The organism is Actinomycetospora sp. NBRC 106375 (genome assembly GCF_030269665.1).
Lineage (GTDB): Bacteria > Actinomycetota > Actinomycetes > Mycobacteriales > Pseudonocardiaceae > Actinomycetospora.
This window is the reverse complement of the sequence record NZ_BSTS01000024.1, coordinates 78809-98442: the sequence shown is the minus strand read 5'-3', so window position 1 is coordinate 98442 and position 19634 is coordinate 78809. Positions and strand designations below refer to the sequence as shown.

Genomic DNA, 19634 nt, shown 5'->3' with positions numbered 1-19634 from the left:
TCCAGCATCGCGTCCATCAGTCGCATCCTGGCCTGCCGCTTCCCCGCCATGGGCACACCCTCGGCGATGATCAGGCGACACATACGGTGAGACACGACCCGAGACAGAACTCATGGGACTAGACACCTGCTATAGCAGGCCGAACTGCTCACATGACCGGAGGTCACCCCATGGACACAGCGGTGCTGCGGCGCGGGCTGGAGCAGACGGCCGACGTGCTGGCGGGTGTGGAGGGAGACCCGCCCACCACCCCGACGCCGTGCGAGGGCTGGACGCTGCAGGACCTCGTCGACCACGTCGTCGCGGCACCGTGGCGCTTCGCGGTGATGGTGCGCGGCGAGGCACTCGACTGGTCCGCGCCGACACCACCCGCCGGCGGCGACCCGGTGGCCGCGTTCTGTGCGCACGCCACCGAGCTGCTGACCGCGTGGGCGGAGCACGGCGACACCGTGACCGGGCCGGGCGTCGACTGGCAGTGCGCCGAGCTCGCGGTGCACACCTGGGACCTCGCCAGGACGACGGGCCTCCCCACCGCCCACCTCGACCCCGAGGTCGCCGAGCGCGGGCTGGCGTTCATGCGCGCCAACCTCACCGCCGACATCCGGGGCCCGGCGTTCGGCCCCGAACAGCCCGCCCCCGACGACGCCGACCCCTACGTCCGCATCGCCGCCTTCGCCGGCCGCGCGGTGGGTATGTGAGCAGTTGGCGCCCCGATAGGGGCGCCAACTGCTCACATGGAGGCGTCAGAGGGCGCGCCGGACCTCGTCGGCGGCCTGGCCCATGTGGCGCAGCTTCGCGTAGGCGGTGGTGCGGCTGAAGTAGCCGAGACCGCAGTCGGGCGCGACGAGCAGGCGGTCGGCGGGCACGACCTTGAGCGCGCGGCGGATGCGGTCGGCGATCTGCTCCACGCTCTCGACCATCGTGTTCTTCGCGTCGACGACGCCGACACCGAGCACCTTGTCGGTGGGGAACTCGCCGAACGCGTCGAGCTCGGCGAAGTCCTTGTTCGTGAACTCGAGGTGCACCACGTCGACCGGCGACTCGCGGAAGAGCGGCATCATCTCCGTGGCGTGGTCGTCGAAGATGTCGCGCTGGCCGTCGACGCTGCCGTAGCAGACGTGCCAGAACTTCATCATGTCGACGCCCTCGAAGAGGATCTGCTGGCACTCGATCTGCCACATGTCCGTCGTGTAGGGCGGCAGCACGTCGATCAGCTGGACGGCCTCGAGCCCCAGGTCCTGCAGGTAGCGCAGCTCCTTGTTCAGGGCTCGGGCGATGTCCTTGGCCAGCGCCACGCCGTCGCCGTAGTACTGGTCGTCGAGGATGATCGACTGCTGGGCCGGGCCGAGCATCGCGATCTTGAACGGCCGGTCGGTCGCGTTCTTCATCGCGTAGTTGACCGACTCGAAGATCGGGCGCTTCCACTCGACCTTGCTGATCACCTGACCCTTGTAGAACGGCGCGTACTTCGCGCCGTCGCCGGGCGGGCCGTAGTTGGTGATGCCGCCGAGGTTCTCGGGGATGAAGTGGAAGATCGGCTCGAGCTGGAAGCCCGGCGCCTCCCACTCGTAGTACTGCGCCCCGTCGCACAGGACGTGCAGCCCGGCCCGTTCCTGTTCGAGCGCGGTGATCTTGCAGGCGTCCTCGTAGGCGACGCGCAGGTTGTGGCTGCGGTACGTGGGCTCGTCCCCGCACCCCAGGATCCGCCCCTGGAGCCAGTGCGGCCGCGGGAACGCGGACACGGCCGACACCGGGAGCAGGACATCCTCGTTCCGAATCCGCATGAGATCTTCATCCTCTCCCTGTTGCTGATGTGACTGTTGCTGGCGTGAGCACGTCGCGGACCGCGGCGACGACCTTGTCCGCGGACGGCAGGACCGCGGCCTCCATGGCCGCGGCGACGGGGAGCGGGACGTTGCCGCCGGACACCCGGCGGACGGGGGCGCGCAGGTCAGCGAAGGCCTCCTCGGCCACGATCGCGGCGACGCCGGCGCCCCAGCCGAGCTGGCCGGGGTTCTCCTCGACGATCACCACGCGCCCCGTGCGCCGCACCGACGCGAGCACCGCGGCCGCGTCGAGCGGGACGAGCGTGCGCAGGTCGAGCACCTCGGCGGAGACCCCGTCGTCCGCCAGGGTCGACGCAGCCTCCAGGCACATCCCGACGGTGCGGGCGAGGCCGACGAGCGTGACGTCGTCGCCCGTCCGTCGCACGGCCGCCTCGCCGAGCCCCACCACGTGGTCCCCGGCCGGCGCCTCGCCCTTCGTCCCGAACAGCGCCTTGTGCTCGAAGACCAGGACCGGCTCGTCGTCCCGGATCGCGGCCGCGAGCAGCCCCCACATGTCCGAGGGGTCCGACGGCGACACGATCTTGATGCCGGGCACGCACATCGCCCAGTTCTCGATCGCCTGGCTGTGCTGGGCGCCGAAACCGAGCCCGCCGCCGTTCGTCCCGCGGATCACCAACGGCATCCGCAGCTGGCCGCCGGTCATGTAGCAGGCCTTGGCGATCTCGTTCGCGACCTGGTCCCAGCAGGTGGCGTAGAAGTCCGAGAACATGATCTCGGCGACGGGACGCAGCCCGGCCGCCGCGGCGCCCATGGCCGCACCGGCGATGGCCTGCTCGGAGATCGGGGTGTCCCACACGCGGTCGGTGCCGAAGCGGTCGCGCAGCCCGGCGGTCGTCTTGAACACCCCGCCGGAGCCGACGTCCTCGCCGAGCAGCACGACGCGCTCGTCGCGCGCCATCTCCTGGGCGAGCGCGCCGGCGACCGCCTCGCGATACGTCAGTTGCGCCACGTCGAGCTCCCGTCGCTCCACATCCCGGTCCACGCCGCCGCGGCGTCGGGGGTCGGGGCCTCGAGCACCCGGACCGCGAGGTCGTCCATCTCGCCCTTGACGCGCGCGACGAGCGCCTCGGTCTCCTCGGCGGTCGCGTCGCCGGTCTCGGTGAGCCGCTGGGCGGCCTTGACAACCGGGTCGCGGAGCCACGCCGCGGAGACCTCGTCGGGGTCGCGGTAGGCCGCGCCGTCGGCGACCGAGTGGCCGCCCAGCCGGTAGGTCGTCGCCTCCAGCAGCGTCGGGCCGTCGCCGCGGCGGGCGCGCTCGACGGCCCGCGCCACGGTCTGGCGGACGGCCTCCACGTCGTTGCCGTCGACCACCACCGGCTCGAGCCCGTACGCCGGCGCGCGGTCCGCCGCCGGCCGCGCGACGGGGATGACGTCGGCGATCGGCGTGTACTCCATGTACTGGTTGTTCTCGCAGACGAACACGACGGGCAGCGACCAGACCGCGGCGAGGTTCACGGCCTCGTGGAACGCGCCGATGTTCGTGGTGCCGTCGCCGAAGAAGCACGCGGTCACCCGGCCGTCGCGGCGGATCCGGCTCGCCCACGCCATGCCGACCGCGGTCGGGATGTGCCCGCCGACGATCGCGTAGGAGCCGTAGTAGCCGTGCGCGACGCTCGTGATGTGCATCGAGCCGCCCTTGCCGCCGCAGATGCCGCCCTCGCGGCCGAGCAGCTCGCGCAGCACGGCCTCCGGGTCCGCGCCGCGGGCCAGCGCGTGGGCGTGGCCGCGGTAGGTGCCCAGCGAGGCGTCCCCGGGGCCCAGCGTCGAGGCGACGCCGACCGCGATCGCCTCCTGGCCGATCCCGAGGTGCGCGGGTCCTCGCACGCGTCCCTGGCGGTAGAGCACGTCGAGCTTCGCCTCGAAGTGCCGGATGCGCAGCATCTGCTCGTACAGCCCGCGCAGGCCCACGTCCTGCACCACCGACCCCGTCACGGACCCGACGCTAGTGACGCACGTCGCACCCGGGCCTCGTCCTCGCAGGTCAACAGATCACCGGGGCCTCGGACCGGCGGGACCAGCTCTCGACCGTCCCGGCGGGGTTGCCGCGCCCCGGAGTGGTGACCCCACGGGCATGACGAGCGCCGCGCCCGAGAGCGACCTCGGCCTGTTCGGACCGACGTCGGTGACGTGGCGGGTCCAGCTAGAGCCGGTGCTGTGGGTCGCGGGCATGCGGGCGCTGCTGCTGCAGTCGCTGCACCCGCAGGTGATGCGCGCGACCTACCAGAACTCGGCGCTCTTCGACCCGAAGAAGGCCTGGCCGCGGTTCCAGCGCACGGTCGGGTTCGTCGGCACCCGCACGTTCGGCAACCGGACCGAGGTCGACGAGGCGGGAGCGCGGGTGCGCCGGCTGCACGCGACCCTGCGCGGGCGCGACCCCGACGGCACCGTGATCGCCCTCGACGACCCGGCGAACCTCCTCTGGGTGCACAACGCGGAGATCGACTCGTACGCCGACGTCGCCCGCCGCGCCGGGGTGGTCGACGACGACGAGGCCGACGCGTACGTCGCCGAGCGTCCGCGCCGCGGAGGTCGTGGGCCTCGACCCGGCGATCGTGCCCGCGTCCCGCGCCGAGCTCGCCGCCTACTTCGACCGGGTCCGCCCGCAGCTCGCGCTCACCGACGAGGCCCGCCGCGGCGTCGGCGGCCTGCTGACACCCCAGCCGAGCGCCCCGACGGGGATGGCGCTGGCGCTCTCGTCGATCGCCGCGATCTCGTTCTCCACCCTGCCCCGGTGGGCGCGGCGGATGTACGGGCTGCCGGGGCTGCCCACCACCGACCTGGGCGTCACGGTCGCCCTGCGTGCGCTGCGCACCGCCACGACCCTGTTGCCCGACCTCCCCGCCCCGCCCGACATCGACCGCGCGCGCCGCCTCGTCCGGGAGGCCCGCGCCGCAGGCTGAACGAGGGTGACGAGGTCGCCCTGGTGCCAGCCTGGCGACCATGCTGACAATCAACGTCAGGGAATCCCCCACGATCCCCGGAGCGAGGAGGCACGCGTGGCCGTGACCGAGGCCTACATCGTCGACGCCGTCCGCACGCCCATCGGCACGCGCAAGGGAGCGCTGGCCGACGTGCACCCCGCCGATCTCGGCGCGCACGCGCTGACGGCGCTGGTGGACCGCACGGGCATCGACCCCGGCACCGTCGACGACGTCCTCATGGGCTGCGTGAGCCAGCTCGGCCCGCAGGCCGGCGTCATCGGCCGCACCGCCTGGCTCTCGGCCGGCTTCCCCGAGCACGTGCCCGGGGTGACGATCAACCGCGCGTGCGGCTCGTCCCAGCAGGCCCTGCACTTCGCCGCGCAGGCGGTGCTCTCGGGCACGCAGGACATGGTCATCGCCGCGGGCGTCGAGAACATGGCGATCGTCCCCATCGACGCCAACGCCGCGGTGCTGGAGAAGATGGGCACCCGCCGCGAGGGCGCGGGCTGGATCGAGCGCTACGGCGAGCAGGAGATCAGCCAGTTCCGCGGAGCCCAGCTGATCGCCGAGAAGTGGGACCTGCGCCGCCCGCAGCTCGAGGAGTTCGCCGTCGAGAGCCACCGCCGCGCCGCGCGGGCCACTGACGAGGGCCGCTACACCGCCCAGATCGCCCCGCTCAACGGCCTCGAGCGCGACGAGGGCATCCGCCCGGACGCGAACGTCGAGAAGATGTCGACCCTGCCGGCGCTGCGCGAGGGCTACGAGATCACCGCTGCGGTCTCCAGCCAGGTCTCGGTCGGCGCGGCGGCGCTGCTCGTCGCCTCCGAGGACGCGGTGCGCCGGCACGGCCTGACGCCGGTCGCGAAGGTGACGACGCTGTCGGTGGTCGGCGAGGACCCCGTGTACATGCTCACCGGGCCCATCCCGGCCACGCGCGACGTCCTGCGCCGCGCCGGCCTGACGATCGACGACATCGACCTCTTCGAGTGCAACGAGGCCTTCGCGCCGGTCGTGCTGGCCTGGGCGCAGGAAACGGGCGCGCCGCTCGAGCGCACCAACGTCAACGGCGGCGCGATCGCGATGGGCCACCCGTTGGGCGCCACCGGCGCGGTGCTCGCGACCAAGCTCGTCCACGAGCTGGCGCGCACCGGCGGGCGGCGCGGTCTGCAGACGATGTGCGAGGGCGGCGGCCAGTCCAACGCGACGATCATCGAGCGCGTCTGACACCCTCCGCCCATGGAGCTGCGTGATCGCGTCGCGGTCGTCACGGGCGCCGGCGGGGGCATCGGGCGTGCGCTCGTCGGGGCCCTCGCCGACGCCGGCGCCCGCGTGGTGGCGACCGATCTGGACGTGCCCGAGGTCGACGGTGCGGCCGTGGCCCGCGCGCTCGACGTCACCGACGCCGAGGCCACGGCGGCGCTGCTGGACGAGGTCGGTCCCGTCGACGTCTACCTCGCCAACGCCGGCGTCGCCGCGGGGACCGATCCGATGGACACCCCCGACGAGCTGTGGGAGACGGTCCTCGGCGTCAACGTCCGCGCGCACATCACCGCCGCGAAGCTCCTGCTGCCCGGGTGGCTCGAGCGCGGCGAGGGCTACTTCGTCGCGACGGCGTCGGCCGCGGGCCTGCTCACCCAGATCGGTTCGGCGCCGTACGCGGTGAGCAAGCACGCCGCGGTGGCGTTCGCCGAGTGGCTCTCGGTGACCTACGGCGCCCGCGGCGTACGCGTCAGCACGCTGTGCCCGATGGGCGTCGCCACGCCGATGCTCGACACGGGCGCCGACGAGGGCGGGATGTCGGCCGCGGCGACGGGGGCGGTGCGCGCGGCGGGCGAGGTCCTCACGCCGGAGGCGGTGGCCGCCGCGGTGGTCGAGGGGATCGGGCGCGAGGAGTTCCTCATCCTGCCCCACCCCGAGGTGCTGACGTTCTTCCGCCGGAAGGCCGACGACTACGAGCGCTGGCTGGCCGGGATGCGCCGCCTGCAGGAGTCCGTCAGCCGCTGACCGGAGCCTCGTGACCACGGGGTGTGCGCTGGCAGGCTCTCCGGGTGGCCGACGTCCTCGCGCTCGCGCAGGAGGAGCGGGGAGAGCTCGCCTCGTTCCTCGAGGAGCTCACGCCCGCGCAGTGGGACGCGCCGACCCTGTGCTCGCGGTGGTCGGTGCGCGACGTCGTCGCCCACGTCATCGGCTACGACGTCCAGGGGATGACGGGGTTCTGGCGGACCTTCGTGCTCGCCGGCGGCTCGCCGGACCGCGCCAACCAGCGCGTCGTCGACGCCTTCCGCGAGCTCGAGCCGTTCGGCCTGCTCGACCTCGTGCGCCGCTACCGGACCCCGGAGGGACCCACGGCCCGGTTCGGCTACCGGATCGCGCTCACCGACGGGGCGATCCACCAGCAGGACATGCGCCGGCCCCTCGGGATGCCGCGCACCATCCCGCCCGAGCGGCTGCGGGCGATCCTCGACTTCGCGATGGTCGCCCCGCCGATCCGCGCGTCGGTGCGCACCCGCGGGCTCCGCCTCGTCGCGACCGACCTCGACTGGAGCTCCGGGCAGGGCCCCGAGGTGCGGGGACCGGGGGAGGCCGTGCTCATGGTGGCCGCCGGTCGCCGGGACGCGCTGGGCGAGGTCGACGGCGCCGGTCTCGACACGTTGACCGAGCGGATGCCGCGCGACTGAGCGTCGTCACCTGTTAAGTCTCGGTGAAGAGCGATCGCCGAGTCTCCCGTTTCCGGGGTGCCGGTTCCTAGCGTCCGTTCCGGATCACCCACCCGGACGGGGGACACGACATGACCGACGCCCTCCCGCGGCCCGACGGCTACTCCGCCGGCCACGACGACCTCGTCGAGGCCGGCGGCCACCCCGTCGGCAGCGGGGTGGCCGGCGAGGGCTACGACGAGCGCCTCACGAACGAGGACCTGGCCCCGCTGCGCGAGCAGCACTGGGGCTCCTACAACTTCTTCGCGTTCTGGATGTCGGACGTGCACTCCGTGGGCGGCTACCTCACCGCGGGCAGCCTGTTCGCGCTCGGCCTCGCGGCGTGGCAGGTGTTCATCGCACTGATCATCGGCATCGCGATCGTCTACCTGCTGTGCAACCTCGTCGCCCGCCCGAGCCAGGCGACGGGGACGCCCTACCCGGTGGTCTGCCGGACGTCGTTCGGGGTGCTCGGGGCGAACATCCCCGCGATCATCCGCGGGCTCATCGCCGTCGCCTGGTACGGCATCCAGACCTACCTCGCGTCGGCGTCGCTCGTGGTGGTCGCGCTCAAGCTCTGGCCCGGGCTCGCCCCGTACGCCGACGACGCGACCGGGTTCACCGGCCTGTCGGCGCTCGGGTGGGCCGCCTTCGGGATCATGTGGGTGCTGCAGGCGCTGGTGTTCTGGAAGGGCATGGAGGCCATCCGGCGGTTCATCGACTTCTGCGGCCCGGCGGTCTACGTCGTCATGTTCCTGCTCGCCGGCTACCTCGTCTTCGAGGCCGGGCCGTCGAACATCGACCTGAACCTCTCGGAGAACCTGGTCTCCGGGTGGGCGGTGCTGCCGGTGATGGCCACCGCGGTCGCGCTGATCGTCTCCTACTTCTCGGGCCCGATGCTCAACTACGGCGACTTCACCCGCTACGGCCGGTCGTTCGCCGCCGTGCGCAAGGGCAACTTCCTCGGCCTGCCCGTGAACTTCCTCGTCTTCGCGATCCTCGTGGTCGTCACGGCCGCGGCGACCCAGCCGGTGTTCGGCGAGATGATCGACGACCCGGTCGAGACCGTCGCCCGCCTCGACTCGACGTTCGCCGTCGTCCTCGGCGCGCTCACCTTCATGATCGCGACGGTCGGCATCAACATCGTCGCGAACTTCGTCTCGCCGGCCTTCGACTTCTCCAACGTCAACCCGCGCCGGATCAGCTGGCGGATGGGCGGCATGATCGCCGCCGTCGGGTCGGTGCTGCTCACGCCGTGGAACCTCTACTCCGACCCCGAGGTCATCCACTACACGCTCGACACCCTCGGAGCGTTCATCGGCCCGCTCTACGGTGTGCTGATCGCCGACTACTTCCTGGTCAAGCGCCGCCGCCTGGTCGTCGACGACATGTACACGCTCGCGCCGACCGGCCGGTACCACTTCCGCGGCGGCTACAACCCGATCGCGATCGCCGCCACGGTCGTCGGTGCGATCGGGGCGATGCTGCTGGTGCTGCTCGGGTCGACCGACGCGGCGTCGTTCAGCTGGTTCGTCGGGGCGGGGATCGCGTTCGCCCTGCACTGGGGGCTGTCGCGCCGGGCGGGGCACGTGCTCCCGGCGGAGGACGCCACGCCGACCTAGGCTCGGACCATGGACGTCCGTCTCTGGTTCGACCCGGTGTGCCCCTTCTGTTGGATGACGAGCAAGTGGCTGCGACTCGTCGCCGGGCAGCGTGACCTGGCGATCGAATGGCGCTTCATCTCGTTGCGGCTGGTCAACACGGGCGTCGACTACGAAGCCTGGTTCCCGCCCGAGTACGAGGCGGGGCACACCGCCGGGCTGCGCATGCTGCGGGTGGCCGCGCGCGTGCGGAAGGAGCACGGCGCCGACGCGCTCGACCGCCTGCAGGAGGCGTTCGGCCGGCACGTCTTCGAGCGGGAGCCGGTGCCGGACACCGCGACGTCGCGGGAGACCCAGGGGTCCGAGGCGTTCGTCGCGGAGGTGCTGACCACGGCCGGGCTGCCGACGTCGCTGGTCGAGACCCTCGCCGACACCGCGTGGGACGAGGTCGTGCGGGCCGAGACCGACGAGGCGCTCGCGCTGACCGGCAAGGACGTCGGGACGCCGATCATCCAGGTGGACCCGCCCGACGGGCTGGCGTTCTTCGGCCCGGTCATCAGCCGGATGCCCACCGAGGAGCAGGCCGGCGAGCTGTGGGACCACGCGGTCGGGCTGGCCCGCTTCCCGGGCTTCGCGGAGCTCAAGCGCAGCCTGCGCGAGCGCCCGCAGCTCCCGTCGTTCGGCGTCACCACCGCCGACGTCGGGCTCGTCGAGGACTGGCACGGCGGGAGCCGCCGCCAGCACCGCTGATGCGCCTGCAGGTCGTCAACCCGAACACGACGGCGTCGATGACGGCGACGATCGCGGCGGCGGCGCGGTCGGTCGCCGCGCCCGGCACGGAGATCGTCGCGGTGACCTCGCCGCACGGCCCGGTCTCGATCGAGAGCCACTACGACGAGGCGATGGCGGTCCCCGGGCTGCTGGCGGCGCTGGACCCGGCGGCGGACGCGCACGTGATCGCGTGCTTCGGCGACCCCGGCCTCGACGCCGCCCGGGAGGTCGCGCGGGGCCCGGTGGTCGGGATCGCCGAGGCGGCGATGCGCACGGCGCTCTACCTGGGCCGCGGGTTCTCCGTGGTCACGACGCTCGCCCGCACCGCGGGGCGGGCCGAGGAGCTGGCGCAGCGCTACGGGGCGGCGCACGCCTGCCGGCGGGTGCGGGCCTGCGAGGTGCCGGTGCTGGGTCTGGAGGACCCGGCCGCGCGGGCCGCGATCCTGGGCGAGTGCCGGGCGGCGGTCACCGAGGACGGCGCGGACGTGATCGTGCTGGGCTGCGCCGGGATGGCCGACCTGTGCGCCGCCCTGACCGCCGAGCTCGGCGTCCCGGTGCTCGACGGCGTCGCCGCCGCGACCCGCGCCGCGGAGTCGCTCGTCGCCCTCGGCGTCACGACCTCCCGCCGCAGCGAGTACGCCCCGCCCCCGCCGAAGCCCGGGGGCTTCCCCGGTGAGCGACGGGCTCAGTACACCGACAGCTGGTAGTCGCCGCGCCCCTCGTCCCAGTCCATCGTGACCAGGTCGCGCGACCGGGCCGCGCGGGCGAAGGACAGGAAGTTGTTGAACCCGTAGCGCTTCTCGGAGAAGCCGGGGTCGCGCTTGCGCATCTGGTCCTTGAGCCCGGAGAGCTGGGGCGGCCCGCCGGCGGCCTCGAGGTCGCGCACGGTGGTCGCGAACAGCGCGAACGCCTCGTCCTCGGCGGAGGTGTCCTCGGGGAACGCGACCTCGGGGTCGCCGGCCGCGGTGCCCGGCGCGAGGGCGACGACCCCGCGGTTCTCGAGGTGGCGCAGCAGCTCACCGAAGCCGCGGAAGCCCTGGTCGCCCTCGTCGAAGGTCGGGTCCTTGCGCAGGATGGCGCGCTTGAGGGTCGAGGCGCGCACTGGGCCGTCGGTGGCGCGCGCGAGGCCGGCGAGGGTGCTGCTGACCATCGCGGTGAGGTCGGGGTCGGACCCGGTGGCCGGGGCGTCGTCCTCGGGCATCGGATCGTCGGGCACCGGCACCGGCACCGGCACCGGCGCCGGGGGTGCGGCGGGTGCCGTGGCTGCCGCGGGTCCCGCGGCCGGCGCCGGGGTCGTCACCGGGGCCGACCGCCGCCGCGTCTGCTTCGCGGGCATCGGCCGGCCCTCGACGCCGGGCAGGCGGTCGTAGAAGAGGAACTCGTCGCACGCCGCGGGCAGCAGTGCCGAGGTGGAGGACTGCACGCCGATGCCGATGACGCGCTTGTCCATCTCGCGCAGCTTGTGCATCAGCGGCGTGAAGTCGGAGTCGCCGGTGCCGATCGCGAACGTCGTGACGAACCCGCGCTCGTAGGCCAGCTCGATCGCGTCCACGGCCATCTTGATGTCGGCGGCGTTCTTGCGGGAGCCGCCGATGCGCTGCGGGATCTCGATCAGCTCGACCTGGGCGCGGGCGAGCAGCCGGCGGTCCTCGTCGAACGCCGACCAGTCGCCGTAGGCCCGGCGCGTCACCACGCGGCCGCGTTCGGCGAGCGCGTCGGCGACCGGCCCGAAGTCGAACGGCGAGACCCCGAGCCCGTCGCGCGCCCCGATGGCGAGGTTCTCGTAGTCGAGGAACAGGGCAATGCGTTCGTCCTCCGGCGCCACCGGGGCAGCGTAGGCCCCTGCCCCGAGCGGCCGGTCCGCGGTGACGATTGCGTTGCAGACCTTGCGTGCTCGGATAGTACGTGCTCGGATTTAGAGCGGAGGTGGTCGACCGATGGACCAGAACCTGTTCAACGACATCTGCCTGCAGCAGCTGCGGCTCTCCGGCGTGCACGAGGGCGAGACCGTCGCGGTCCTGACGCGGGGTGCCGAGCGCGGCGAGTACGCCGACGCGTTCCTGTGGGCTGCCCAGCAGCTCGGCGCGGCGACCTTCCACCTGCGCCTGCCCCCGCCCGCGAGCGCGTCGGGCGCCTGGGCCGTCGGCGACTCCGGGCTGGGGAACATCCCGCTGGCCGTGGACGCGCTGAAGGCCGTCGACATGGTCGTCGACTGCACCTTCCTGCTCTTCTCCCCGGAGCAGTTCGCGATCCAGGACGCCGGCACCCGCATCCTCACCGCGGTCGAGCCGCCCGAGCTGCTGGCCCGGCTCATGCCGACCACCGAGCTGCGCGAACGCGTCGAGTACGGCGCCGACCTGCTGGCCAAGGCGCAGACGATGCGCATCACCAGCCCGGCCGGCACCGACGTCACCTACCGTCTCGGCGTCTACCCGACGCTCTCGGAGTACGGCTACACCGACACCCCGGGGCGCTGGGACCACTGGCCCGCGGCGTTCGTGTTCACCGGCGGCGCCGACGACGGCGTCGACGGGCAGATCGTGCTCTCGCCCGGGGACGTGCTGCTGCCGTTCAACACCTACGTGCAGACCCCGGTGACGCTGACGATCGAGCAGGGCTTCATCCGGGACATCCGTGGCTCCCTGGACGCGGACCTCCTGAGCTCCTACATCCGCAGCTTCGACGACCCCCGCGGCTACGGCATGTCCCACGTCGGCTGGGGTCTCGACGAGCGGGCGCACTGGCACGGGCTGACCCAGTTCCCCGGCGGGATGGGCATGGAGCTGCGCAGCTTCTACGGCAACGTCATGTTCTCGATCGGGCCCAACAACGAGCTCGGCGGCCCGAACGACACGCCCTGCCACTTCGACATCCCGATGCGCGGCAACTCGCTGTACCTGGACGACGAGCTGGTGGTGGATTCCGGGGAGCTGACCATCCCCGAGATGCGTCCTACCGTGAAGCGATGACCGACCACCACATCGGGATGATCGTCCCGAGCTCCAACCTCACGATGGAGACCGAGCTGCCGCGGATGCTCGCCGCGCGCGAGCGGGCGATCCCGTCCGACCGGTTCGTCTTCCACGCCGCCCGGGCGCGCATGCAGCACGTGACGCCCGAGCAGCTCCAGGCCATGAACGCCCAGGCCACCCGCGCGGCCACCGAGCTCGCCGACGCCCGGCCCGACGTCGTCGCGACGGCGTGCCTGGTCGCGATCATGGCGCAGGGGCCGGGATTCCACTGCACCGCCGAGGACGACATCACCGCGGCGCTGCGGGCGGAGGGCTCGTCCGCTCCCGTCGTCTCGAGTGCCGGCGCGCTGATCTCGGGGATCGCGGCGCTGGGGGCGAAGCGCGTCGCGATCGTGACGCCGTACATGAAGCCGCTGACGCAGGCGGTCGTGGCGTACCTGGAGGACGCGGGCGTCGAGGTCGTCGACTCGCTGTCGCTCGAGGTGCCCGACAACCTCGCCGTCGCCCGCCTGGACCCCTCCGACCTGCGGGAGCACTACACGAAGCTCGACCTCTCCGGCGCCGACGCCCTCGTGCTCTCGGCGTGCGTGCAGATGCCGTCGCTGCCGGTGGTCCAGGCGGTGCAGGACGAGGTCGGGATCCCGGTGCTCTCCGCGGCCACGGCGACGACGTTCCGGATCCTGTCGTCGCTCGGGCTGGAGACCCGCGTCCCCGACGCCGGCGCGCTGCTCTCCGGCACCGTCGCCGACCCGGGCGACGTCACCCGCGCCGCCTGAGGGTTGTCAGCGAAGTGCCCTCGCGGACGCTCAGCGTCCGTATCGGTACTTCGATCACTTGTGGTCCGTGCCTCAAAGGGCCTCAGAGCAGCGAGCGCAGGGCCTCGCGGGTCGTCGCGAGCGCGGCGGCCGGGTCGTCCCAGAACACCATGTGCCCGGTGCCCGGCACCTCCACGATCGACGCCTCCGGGTTCGCCTTCGCCGCCTCCTCGGCGCCGGCCGCGGTGACGACCGGGCTGTCGCCGCCGTGGATCAGCACCGTGGGAGCGGGGACGGAGGGCCAGGTCGCGAAGAAGTCTTCGGCCTCGAAGCCCGCGTGGGTGGCGACGACCGCGTCGCGGGAGATCGAGCCCAACCACCGGGCGCGCAGCTCCTGCTCGCGGCGCGGCCAGCGTGGCCAGGACGCCGCGACCTCGTCGGCGTCCGTGCCCCGTCGGGCCTGGTCGAGCTGGCCGAGGAACGCCTCGAGCGTCGTCGGGTACGGGTCGCGGTCCGGGCCGCTCATGGGCGGGTCCACGAGCACAGTGCCGCCGAGGTTGACCCGTCCGGCCGCGGCGACCGTCGCCACGATGCGCGCGCCCATCGAGTGGCCGAGCAGGATCGGGCGCTGCAGGCGCAGCCCGCGCACGACGGCCTCGACATCGCGGGCGTAGGTGTCGAGGTCGTAGGCGTCCCCGTTGTCCGACAGCCCTCGGCCGCGGACGTCGAGGACGATCGGGTGCACCAGGTCGGTGAGACCCCGCACGACGAAGTCCATGCTGATCGCCGGGCTCGTGATCCCGGGGACCACCACGAGGGGTGGCCTGCCCTGCACCCCGTAGTCGAGCAGGTGCAGGAGCGGGCCGCGGGAGCGCACCCAGCGGCTGTCCGCCGGGATGTCGGCGAGGTCCGCGAGAGCCGGCTGGGTCAGGATACGGTGGCTGGCGGACTCGGTCACGCGTCGGCCTTCCGGAACGGGTCGTCGAGGTAGGACACGGCGTCGTCGAGGGCGACGACGTCGGCGTACTTGGCCTGCAGGTCGAACAGCGCGGCGTCGTGGGGGCCCTGCGCGCGGTCGCCGCACGCCTCGGCGACCACGAGCGTGTCGAAACCGCACTGGACGGCGTCGACGGCCGTGGCGCGCACGCAGCCCGAGGTCGTGGCGCCGCAGACCACGGCGGTGTCGACGTGCAGGCCGGCGAGCAGCGCGGCCAGCGACGAGCCGTGGAACGCCGAGGCGCCCTTCTTGGTGAGGACGTGGTCGTCGGGCGCGAGCCCCAGCCGCGCGTCGAGGGCGACGGCGTCGCTGCCCTCGCGCAGCGCGCGCACGCCTGGGGCCTTGCGCAGCCAGGCGATCGCGTCGCCGTCGGCCTCGGCGGGGGTGAAGGAGACGACGGTGGCGATCACCGGCACGTCGCGGCGGTGGGCGACCTCGACGAGCTGCGCGGTGGCGGCGACCTCGGCGGTCAGGTCGGCGCCGAGGTCGAAGCCGGGCTCGGTGAAGCCGCGGGTCAGGTCGACGACGATCAGCGCCGGCCTCGGGCCTCGCGGGACACGGGCTCCGAAGCCGGCGCGGTCGTAGACGGCGTCGGTCGCCTCGCCGTGCAGTCCCTCAGCGGTCACGTCGCAGCTCCTCGATCAGTGTCTTCTGGCCCTTCAACCGGCCGAGCAGATAGCCCTGGACGACGCCGAACGCTGCGGCGCCCACCAGCGCGGCCCAGCGCCCGGGGTGAGGCGGCAGCAGCATGGCGAGGCCGTCGAGCGAGTCCTCGCTCGGCGTGTCGCGCACCGACGATGTGGCGATCCTGGTGTCAGACGCCAGGAAAGCCGCATTGCTCGCACCGGAGGTGCCGGTACTTCCGCCCGCCAGCTCGCCGGCGAGGTTGCGGGCGAACTGGTCGAGCAGGCGGCTCGAGACCGTCGTGATCGCGCCCTTCCCGAACTGCGCGATCTTCCCTCGGATCAGCAGGTCGGTATGCAGGTCGAGGCGCGAGCCGCCGTCGGCCTCGGCGACCGAGAGGACGACGTCGGCCTCCGCGTCGCCGGCGCCGTGGGCGTCGCTGGCGCGGGCGGACAGGCGCAGGGTGCGCTCGTCCGGCACGACGTCGGTGAACCGCAGCGTGCCCGCGTACGCGGCGCTGATCGGGCCGACCTTGACCTTCACGCGGCCCCGGTACGCCTCGCCGTCGCGGCCCTCGAGCGCCGCGCCCGGGAGGCAGCCCGCCACCCGTTCCACGTCGTTGAGCAGCGCGAACACGTCGTCCGGGGGAGCGGCGACGGCGAGGTGGTTGTCCAGGATCACGAGATCTTCTCCCGTCGGGACGCGGCCGTCGCGCACACCGCGTCGACGATCGTCTGGTAGCCGGTGCAGCGGCAGAGGTTCGCCGAGAGGGCCTCGCGGAGCTCCTCGCGCGAGGCGTCCGGCGACTCCGCGAGCACGCCCTCGGCGAGCATGAGGAAGCCGGGCGTGCAGAAGCCGCACTGCAGGGCGTGGTGGTCGGTGAACGCCTGCTGCAGGTCCGACAGCTCGCCGTCGTGGTCGAGGGACTCGACGGTGCGCACGTCGGCGCCCTCGGCCTGGACGGCGAACACCAGGCACGCGCGGACCGGGGCGTGGTCGAGGTGCGCGGTGCACGCGCCGCACACCCCGTGCTCGCAGCCCACGTGGGTGCCGGTGAGGTGGAGGTCGTGGCGCAGGACGTCGGCGAGCGTCCGGCGCGGCTCGACGACCACCTCGTGCTCGGTGCCGTTGACGTGCAGCGTCAGCAGGTGCGGGTCGTTCACGGCGTGCCCTCCAGCGCGTCCAGCACCGTGGCCGGGTGGATCGGTGTCGTGTCGAGCTCGACGCCGGTGTGGCGCAGCGCGTCGTTGACGGCGTTCAGCACCGCGGCGGGCGCGCCGATCGTGCCGCCCTCGCCGGCGCCCTTGGCCCCGTTCTCGGTGAACGCGCAGGGCGTCTCGAGGTGGGTGATCGACACGTCGGGGATCTCCGTCGCTGTCGGCACGAGGTAGTCGATGAACGACGCCGCCGACGGCTCGCCGTGCTCGTCGTAGGTGACCTCCTCGAACAGCGCCCCCGCGATGCCCTGGGCGATCCCGCCGCGGCACTGCCCGTCGACGACCTGCGGATGGATCACCACGCCGCAGTCCTCCACGCACACGTAGCGCAGGATGCGGACCTGCCCGGTGCCCGGGTCGACCTCGACGACGACGGCGTGCGTCGCGTTCGAGAAGGTGCCGTCGCCGGGGACGTCGAAGCTCGCCGTCGCGGTCAGGGTCGGCTCGACGTCCTTGGGCAGCAGGTGGCTGCGCAGGTAGGCGACGTCGGCGATGTCCTCGTAGGACAGCCGTCGTGCCGGGTCGTCCACCACGATCACGCCGCCGGAACCGTCCATCGCGACGTTCTCCGGCCGGGTCTCGAGCAGGTGCGCGGCGATCCGGCACAGCAGCTCGCCGAGCCGCTCCGAGGCCAGCGCGACCGCCGAGCCGCCGATCGTCACCGACCGCGACGCGAACGTGCCCCACCCGTAGGCGATCCGCTCGGTGTCGCCCTGGCGCAGCTTCACGCGGGCGACGTCGATGCCGAGCCGGTCGGCCACGATCTGCGCGAACGTCGTCTCGTGCGACTGGCCGTGGTTCATCGTCCCGCTGGTGACGACGACCGCCCCGGTGGTGTCCATCCGGATCTCGGAGAGATCGAAGCCGGGGACGACGGTCATCCGCCGCTTCGCGAACGCCTCGGACCCGTAGCCCGTGCGCTCGGAGAAGCAGCAGAAGCCGATCCCGAGGTGCCGGTCCCCGCCGTCGCGCGCGCCGAACCAGCCCTCGGACCGCAGGGTCTCCTCGGCGAGGTCGAGCGACTCGCGGTACGTCCCGGGGTCGTAGGTGACGGCGTTGACGCCGGTGTACGGGAACTCGGTGATGACGTTGCGGCGCCGGAGCTCGACCGGGTCCAGGTCGAGCGCGCGCGCTGCCTTCTCCATCACCCGCTCGATCGCCGTGACGTACTGCGGCCGGCTCACGCCCCGGTAGGGCGCGGTGGGCGCCTTGTTCGTGGTGATCGCCCGGCCGCGCACGCGGTAGGCGGGCACCCGGTAGACGCTCGGCATCTCCGCCGACGCCATCAGCGGCTCGATGCCGGCGGTGAAGGGGTAGCAGGAGTACGCGCCCATGTCGCAGACGACGTCGACGGCGAGCGCGGTGATGCGGCCGTCGGCGTCGAACGCCGCGCGCGTGTCGTAGTGCTGCTCGCGGGCGAGGAACCCGGCGGTGAGCGCCTCGCGCCGGTCCTCGATCCACTTCACGGGGCGGTGCAGGCGCCGGGCGACGGCCGCGACCGCGATCTCCTCGCGCCCGACCACGCACTTCTGGCCGAAGCCGCCGCCCATGTCCGGGACGGTGACGCGCACGGTGCGCTCGGGGACGCCGAGGCAGCGCGCGACCATCGTGCGCACCTGGTGCGGCACCTGGGTGCAGGTCTGCACCAGCAGCTGGTCGTCCCGCGCGTCCCACGACGCCACCGCGCCCCGGGTCTCCAACGGCAGCGCGTTCTGCCGGCCGCTGCGCGTGGTGACCTCGACGACGCAGCCTCCCCGGGTCGAGCTCCCCTCCGGTCCGTCTCCCGCCGCCTCGGCGAACCCCTCGTCCACCCCCGGCGTGTCGAACATCGACACGTCGAGCAGGACGTTGTCCGGGGCCCCGTCGTGCACCGTGGTCGCGGCCGCCAACGCCGACGGCTCGTCCACCACGGCCGCGAGCGGATCGCAGGCGACGACCGCGGCCTCGATGCCGTCCTCGACCGCGTACGGGTCGCGGGCGATCACGATCGCCACCGGCTCGCCGACGAACCGGACCTTGTCCTTCGCGAGCACGGGCATCGCGGTCGGCGTGAACTCCTCGGCGGGCCGGTCGAGCAGCGCGACGACGTCGCCGAGGGCGAGGTCGCCCGCGTCGAAGGCCGCGACGACGCCGGAGACAGCGCGGGTCGCGGTCAGGTCGACGCCGGTGAGGTGCCCGTGCGCGACCGTCGCGCGCACGAAGCCCGCGTGCAGCATCCCGGGCAGGGTGATGTCGTCGACGAAGCGCCCGCGGCCGGTGAGCAGGCGCGGGTCCTCGTGGCGGGGCACGGACGCGCCGACCCAGCGGCCGCGCCGTCCCTCGAAGCGGGGCCCGGCCACCTCGGCCGGCAGCTCCGTCGCGGTCATGGGATCCCTCCCGCGGCCTCGCGGCACGCGTCGGTGACCAGCGTCCGGGTCAGGCGCCGGCGGTAGGCGGCGGTGGTGCCCCCGTCGTCGGGGGGATCGATCGCGGCGACGGCCGCGTCGGCGACCGCGGCCCACCGGTCGTCCCCGGCCTCGCCGGCGAGCGCCGCCTCGGCCTCGGGCACCCGGACCGGGGCCGGCGCGACGCCGCCGAGAACGACGCGCCCACCGCGCACGGCGGACCCCTCCACGTCGAGCGCCACCGCCGCGTCGACGATCGCGAAGTCGCCGTGGCGGCGGGCGAACTCGGTCAGCGCCGCATGCGGGGACGGCCGGGTGAAGCGGACCTCGACGACGACCTCGTCGGGGTCGACGGCGGTGGCGTAGAAGCCGTGGAAGAGCTCGCCGGCGGGGATCTCGCGGCGCCCGGCCGGGCCCTCGGCGACGACGACCGCGTCGAGGAGCAGCGCGAGCAGGCACCACTCGGCGGTCGCGTCGCCGTGCACGAGGCTGCCGGCGACGGTGCCGCGGCTGCGGATCGGCCGGTGGCCCACCCAGCGCATCGTGCGCGAGAGGACGGCCCAGTCGGGGGAGAGGGTGGCCGTCTCCACCGCGTGGTGCGTCACCAGGGCGCCCAGGGTCAGGGTGCCGTCCCGCTCGCTGATCGCCGTCATCGACGGCACCCGGCGCAGCGGGCCCAGGTCGACGAGCGCGGTCGGGCGGGCGAGCCGGAAGTTCATCATCGGCATGAGGCTCTGGCCGCCCGCGATGACCTTGGGGTCCTCGCCCGCCGCGGCGAGGTCGGTCAGCAGCGCGACGGCGTCGGCCACGTCGTGCGCGCGGTGGTAGGTGAACGCGGCCGGCTTCACG

Annotated in this window: 20 protein-coding genes and 1 pseudogene; 11 read left to right on the top strand and 10 right to left on the bottom strand. The window is 73.3% G+C overall.

What is annotated here, in order from left to right; genetic code table 11:
- The first annotated feature begins 170 nt into the window (after positions 1-170).
- Entirely contained in the window at positions 171-698 is a 528-nt protein-coding gene (locus tag QSK03_RS28815) for a TIGR03086 family metal-binding protein (RefSeq protein ID WP_285659016.1), read from the top strand.
- A 45-nt stretch (positions 699-743) separates the two neighbouring features.
- Here the strand turns inward: QSK03_RS28815 and QSK03_RS28810 are convergent, their stop codons facing one another.
- Genes QSK03_RS28810 through QSK03_RS28800 form a run of 3 tightly spaced genes read right to left on the bottom strand, consistent with a single transcriptional unit; the run spans position 744 to position 3779 of the window.
- Positions 744-1784, bottom strand: coding sequence for a hypothetical protein (locus tag QSK03_RS28810; protein ID WP_285659015.1), 1041 nt, complete (start codon positions 1782-1784; stop codon positions 744-746).
- A 7-nt stretch (positions 1785-1791) separates the two neighbouring features.
- Positions 1792-2796 carry an alpha-ketoacid dehydrogenase subunit beta gene (locus QSK03_RS28805; protein WP_285659014.1) on the bottom strand — a complete coding sequence of 335 codons (1005 nt, stop codon included), beginning with the start codon at positions 2794-2796 and terminating at the stop codon, positions 1792-1794.
- Positions 2784-3779 (bottom strand): thiamine pyrophosphate-dependent dehydrogenase E1 component subunit alpha, encoded by a 996-nt coding sequence (locus QSK03_RS28800; protein WP_285659013.1) that lies wholly within the window; start codon positions 3777-3779, stop codon positions 2784-2786. The genes QSK03_RS28805 and QSK03_RS28800 overlap by 13 nt, the downstream gene beginning before the upstream one ends.
- Here QSK03_RS28800 and QSK03_RS33280 point away from each other — a divergent pair.
- The 8 genes and pseudogenes from QSK03_RS33280 to QSK03_RS28765 form a co-directional block, all read left to right on the top strand.
- Positions 3718-4386 (top strand): annotated as a pseudogene (locus QSK03_RS33280) (oxygenase MpaB family protein); the annotation flags it as partial. The gene QSK03_RS28800 and the pseudogene QSK03_RS33280 sit on opposite strands and share 62 nt — an antisense overlap.
- On the top strand, positions 4379-4747 hold the full coding sequence (locus tag QSK03_RS33275; protein WP_352232065.1) for an oxygenase MpaB family protein: 369 nt from the start codon (positions 4379-4381) through the stop codon (positions 4745-4747). The pseudogene QSK03_RS33280 and the gene QSK03_RS33275, both read left to right, overlap by 8 nt.
- A 102-nt stretch (positions 4748-4849) precedes the next feature.
- A complete protein-coding gene (locus tag QSK03_RS28790) occupies positions 4850-5992 on the top strand; it encodes an acetyl-CoA C-acetyltransferase (RefSeq protein ID WP_285659024.1) in 1143 nt (380 codons plus the stop codon).
- 12 nt (positions 5993-6004) lie between these two features.
- Entirely contained in the window at positions 6005-6772 is a 768-nt protein-coding gene (locus QSK03_RS28785; protein WP_285659012.1) for an SDR family oxidoreductase, read from the top strand.
- 44 nt (positions 6773-6816) lie between these two features.
- Positions 6817-7446 carry a maleylpyruvate isomerase family mycothiol-dependent enzyme gene (locus tag QSK03_RS28780; RefSeq protein ID WP_285659011.1) on the top strand — a complete coding sequence of 210 codons (630 nt, stop codon included), beginning with the start codon at positions 6817-6819 and terminating at the stop codon, positions 7444-7446.
- 110 nt (positions 7447-7556) lie between these two features.
- The gene (locus QSK03_RS28775; protein ID WP_285659010.1) at positions 7557-9086 is read left to right on the top strand and encodes an NCS1 family nucleobase:cation symporter-1; all 1530 of its coding nucleotides are present in this window, start codon (positions 7557-7559) and stop codon (positions 9084-9086) included.
- A 9-nt stretch (positions 9087-9095) separates the two neighbouring features.
- Positions 9096-9815, top strand: coding sequence for a mycothiol-dependent nitroreductase Rv2466c family protein (locus QSK03_RS28770; protein WP_285659009.1), 720 nt, complete (start codon positions 9096-9098; stop codon positions 9813-9815).
- On the top strand, positions 9815-10543 hold the full coding sequence (locus QSK03_RS28765) for an aspartate/glutamate racemase family protein (protein ID WP_285659008.1): 729 nt from the start codon (positions 9815-9817) through the stop codon (positions 10541-10543). Before QSK03_RS28770 ends, QSK03_RS28765 begins: the two co-directional genes overlap by 1 nt.
- On the opposite strand, the gene QSK03_RS28760 is transcribed toward QSK03_RS28765, so the two are convergent.
- A complete protein-coding gene (locus tag QSK03_RS28760) occupies positions 10522-11661 on the bottom strand; it encodes a PIN domain-containing protein (protein WP_285659007.1) in 1140 nt (379 codons plus the stop codon). The two genes, QSK03_RS28765 and QSK03_RS28760, sit on opposite strands and share 22 nt — an antisense overlap.
- Before the next feature lie 112 nt (positions 11662-11773).
- Here QSK03_RS28760 and QSK03_RS28755 point away from each other — a divergent pair, with 112 nt between their 5' ends.
- Together QSK03_RS28755 and QSK03_RS28750 are read left to right on the top strand one after the other, a co-directional pair.
- Positions 11774-12805, top strand: coding sequence for a 2,5-dihydroxypyridine 5,6-dioxygenase NicX family protein (locus tag QSK03_RS28755; protein WP_285659006.1), 1032 nt, complete (start codon positions 11774-11776; stop codon positions 12803-12805).
- Complete coding sequence (locus QSK03_RS28750; protein ID WP_285659005.1) at positions 12802-13584, top strand: maleate cis-trans isomerase family protein; 783 nt, start codon at positions 12802-12804, stop codon at positions 13582-13584. The genes QSK03_RS28755 and QSK03_RS28750 overlap by 4 nt, the downstream gene beginning before the upstream one ends.
- An 82-nt stretch (positions 13585-13666) precedes the next feature.
- Here QSK03_RS28750 and QSK03_RS28745 read toward each other — a convergent pair whose 3' ends face one another.
- The 6 genes from QSK03_RS28745 to QSK03_RS28720 are packed head-to-tail and all read right to left on the bottom strand — an operon-like array spanning position 13667 to position 19633.
- Positions 13667-14521: an alpha/beta fold hydrolase gene (locus QSK03_RS28745; RefSeq protein WP_285659004.1), complete on the bottom strand. Its 855-nt coding sequence runs from the start codon at positions 14519-14521 to the stop codon at positions 13667-13669.
- The gene (locus tag QSK03_RS28740) at positions 14518-15186 is read right to left on the bottom strand and encodes an isochorismatase family protein (RefSeq protein WP_285659003.1); all 669 of its coding nucleotides are present in this window, start codon (positions 15184-15186) and stop codon (positions 14518-14520) included. The genes QSK03_RS28745 and QSK03_RS28740 overlap by 4 nt, the downstream gene beginning before the upstream one ends.
- Positions 15176-15865 (bottom strand): SRPBCC family protein, encoded by a 690-nt coding sequence (locus tag QSK03_RS28735; RefSeq protein WP_285659002.1) that lies wholly within the window; start codon positions 15863-15865, stop codon positions 15176-15178. Before QSK03_RS28735 ends, QSK03_RS28740 begins: the two co-directional genes overlap by 11 nt.
- On the bottom strand, positions 15862-16347 hold the full coding sequence (locus QSK03_RS28730) for a (2Fe-2S)-binding protein (protein WP_285659001.1): 486 nt from the start codon (positions 16345-16347) through the stop codon (positions 15862-15864). The genes QSK03_RS28735 and QSK03_RS28730 overlap by 4 nt, the downstream gene beginning before the upstream one ends.
- Positions 16344-18767: a xanthine dehydrogenase family protein molybdopterin-binding subunit gene (locus QSK03_RS28725; RefSeq protein ID WP_285659000.1), complete on the bottom strand. Its 2424-nt coding sequence runs from the start codon at positions 18765-18767 to the stop codon at positions 16344-16346. The genes QSK03_RS28730 and QSK03_RS28725 overlap by 4 nt, the downstream gene beginning before the upstream one ends.
- Positions 18764-19633 carry an FAD binding domain-containing protein gene (locus QSK03_RS28720; protein ID WP_285658999.1) on the bottom strand — a complete coding sequence of 290 codons (870 nt, stop codon included), beginning with the start codon at positions 19631-19633 and terminating at the stop codon, positions 18764-18766. The genes QSK03_RS28725 and QSK03_RS28720 overlap by 4 nt, the downstream gene beginning before the upstream one ends.
- Position 19634 lies beyond the last annotated feature (1 nt).

Bases quoted from the DNA above. Each gene is read 5' to 3' on its own strand.
- QSK03_RS28815 (WP_285659016.1), top strand. From the start codon at position 171: ATGGACACAGCGGTGCTGCGGCGCGGGCTGGAGCAGACGGCCGACGTG.
- QSK03_RS28810 (WP_285659015.1), bottom strand. From the start codon at position 1,784: ATGCGGATTCGGAACGAGGATGTCCTGCTCCCGGTGTCGGCCGTGTCC.
- QSK03_RS28785 (WP_285659012.1), top strand. From the start codon at position 6,005: ATGGAGCTGCGTGATCGCGTCGCGGTCGTCACGGGCGCCGGCGGGGGC.
- QSK03_RS28775 (WP_285659010.1), top strand. From the start codon at position 7,557: ATGACCGACGCCCTCCCGCGGCCCGACGGCTACTCCGCCGGCCACGAC.
- QSK03_RS28770 (WP_285659009.1), top strand. From the start codon at position 9,096: ATGGACGTCCGTCTCTGGTTCGACCCGGTGTGCCCCTTCTGTTGGATG.
- QSK03_RS28765 (WP_285659008.1), top strand. From the start codon at position 9,815: ATGCGCCTGCAGGTCGTCAACCCGAACACGACGGCGTCGATGACGGCG.
- QSK03_RS28755 (WP_285659006.1), top strand. From the start codon at position 11,774: ATGGACCAGAACCTGTTCAACGACATCTGCCTGCAGCAGCTGCGGCTC.
- QSK03_RS28750 (WP_285659005.1), top strand. From the start codon at position 12,802: ATGACCGACCACCACATCGGGATGATCGTCCCGAGCTCCAACCTCACG.
- QSK03_RS28725 (WP_285659000.1), bottom strand. From the start codon at position 18,767: ATGACCGCGACGGAGCTGCCGGCCGAGGTGGCCGGGCCCCGCTTCGAG.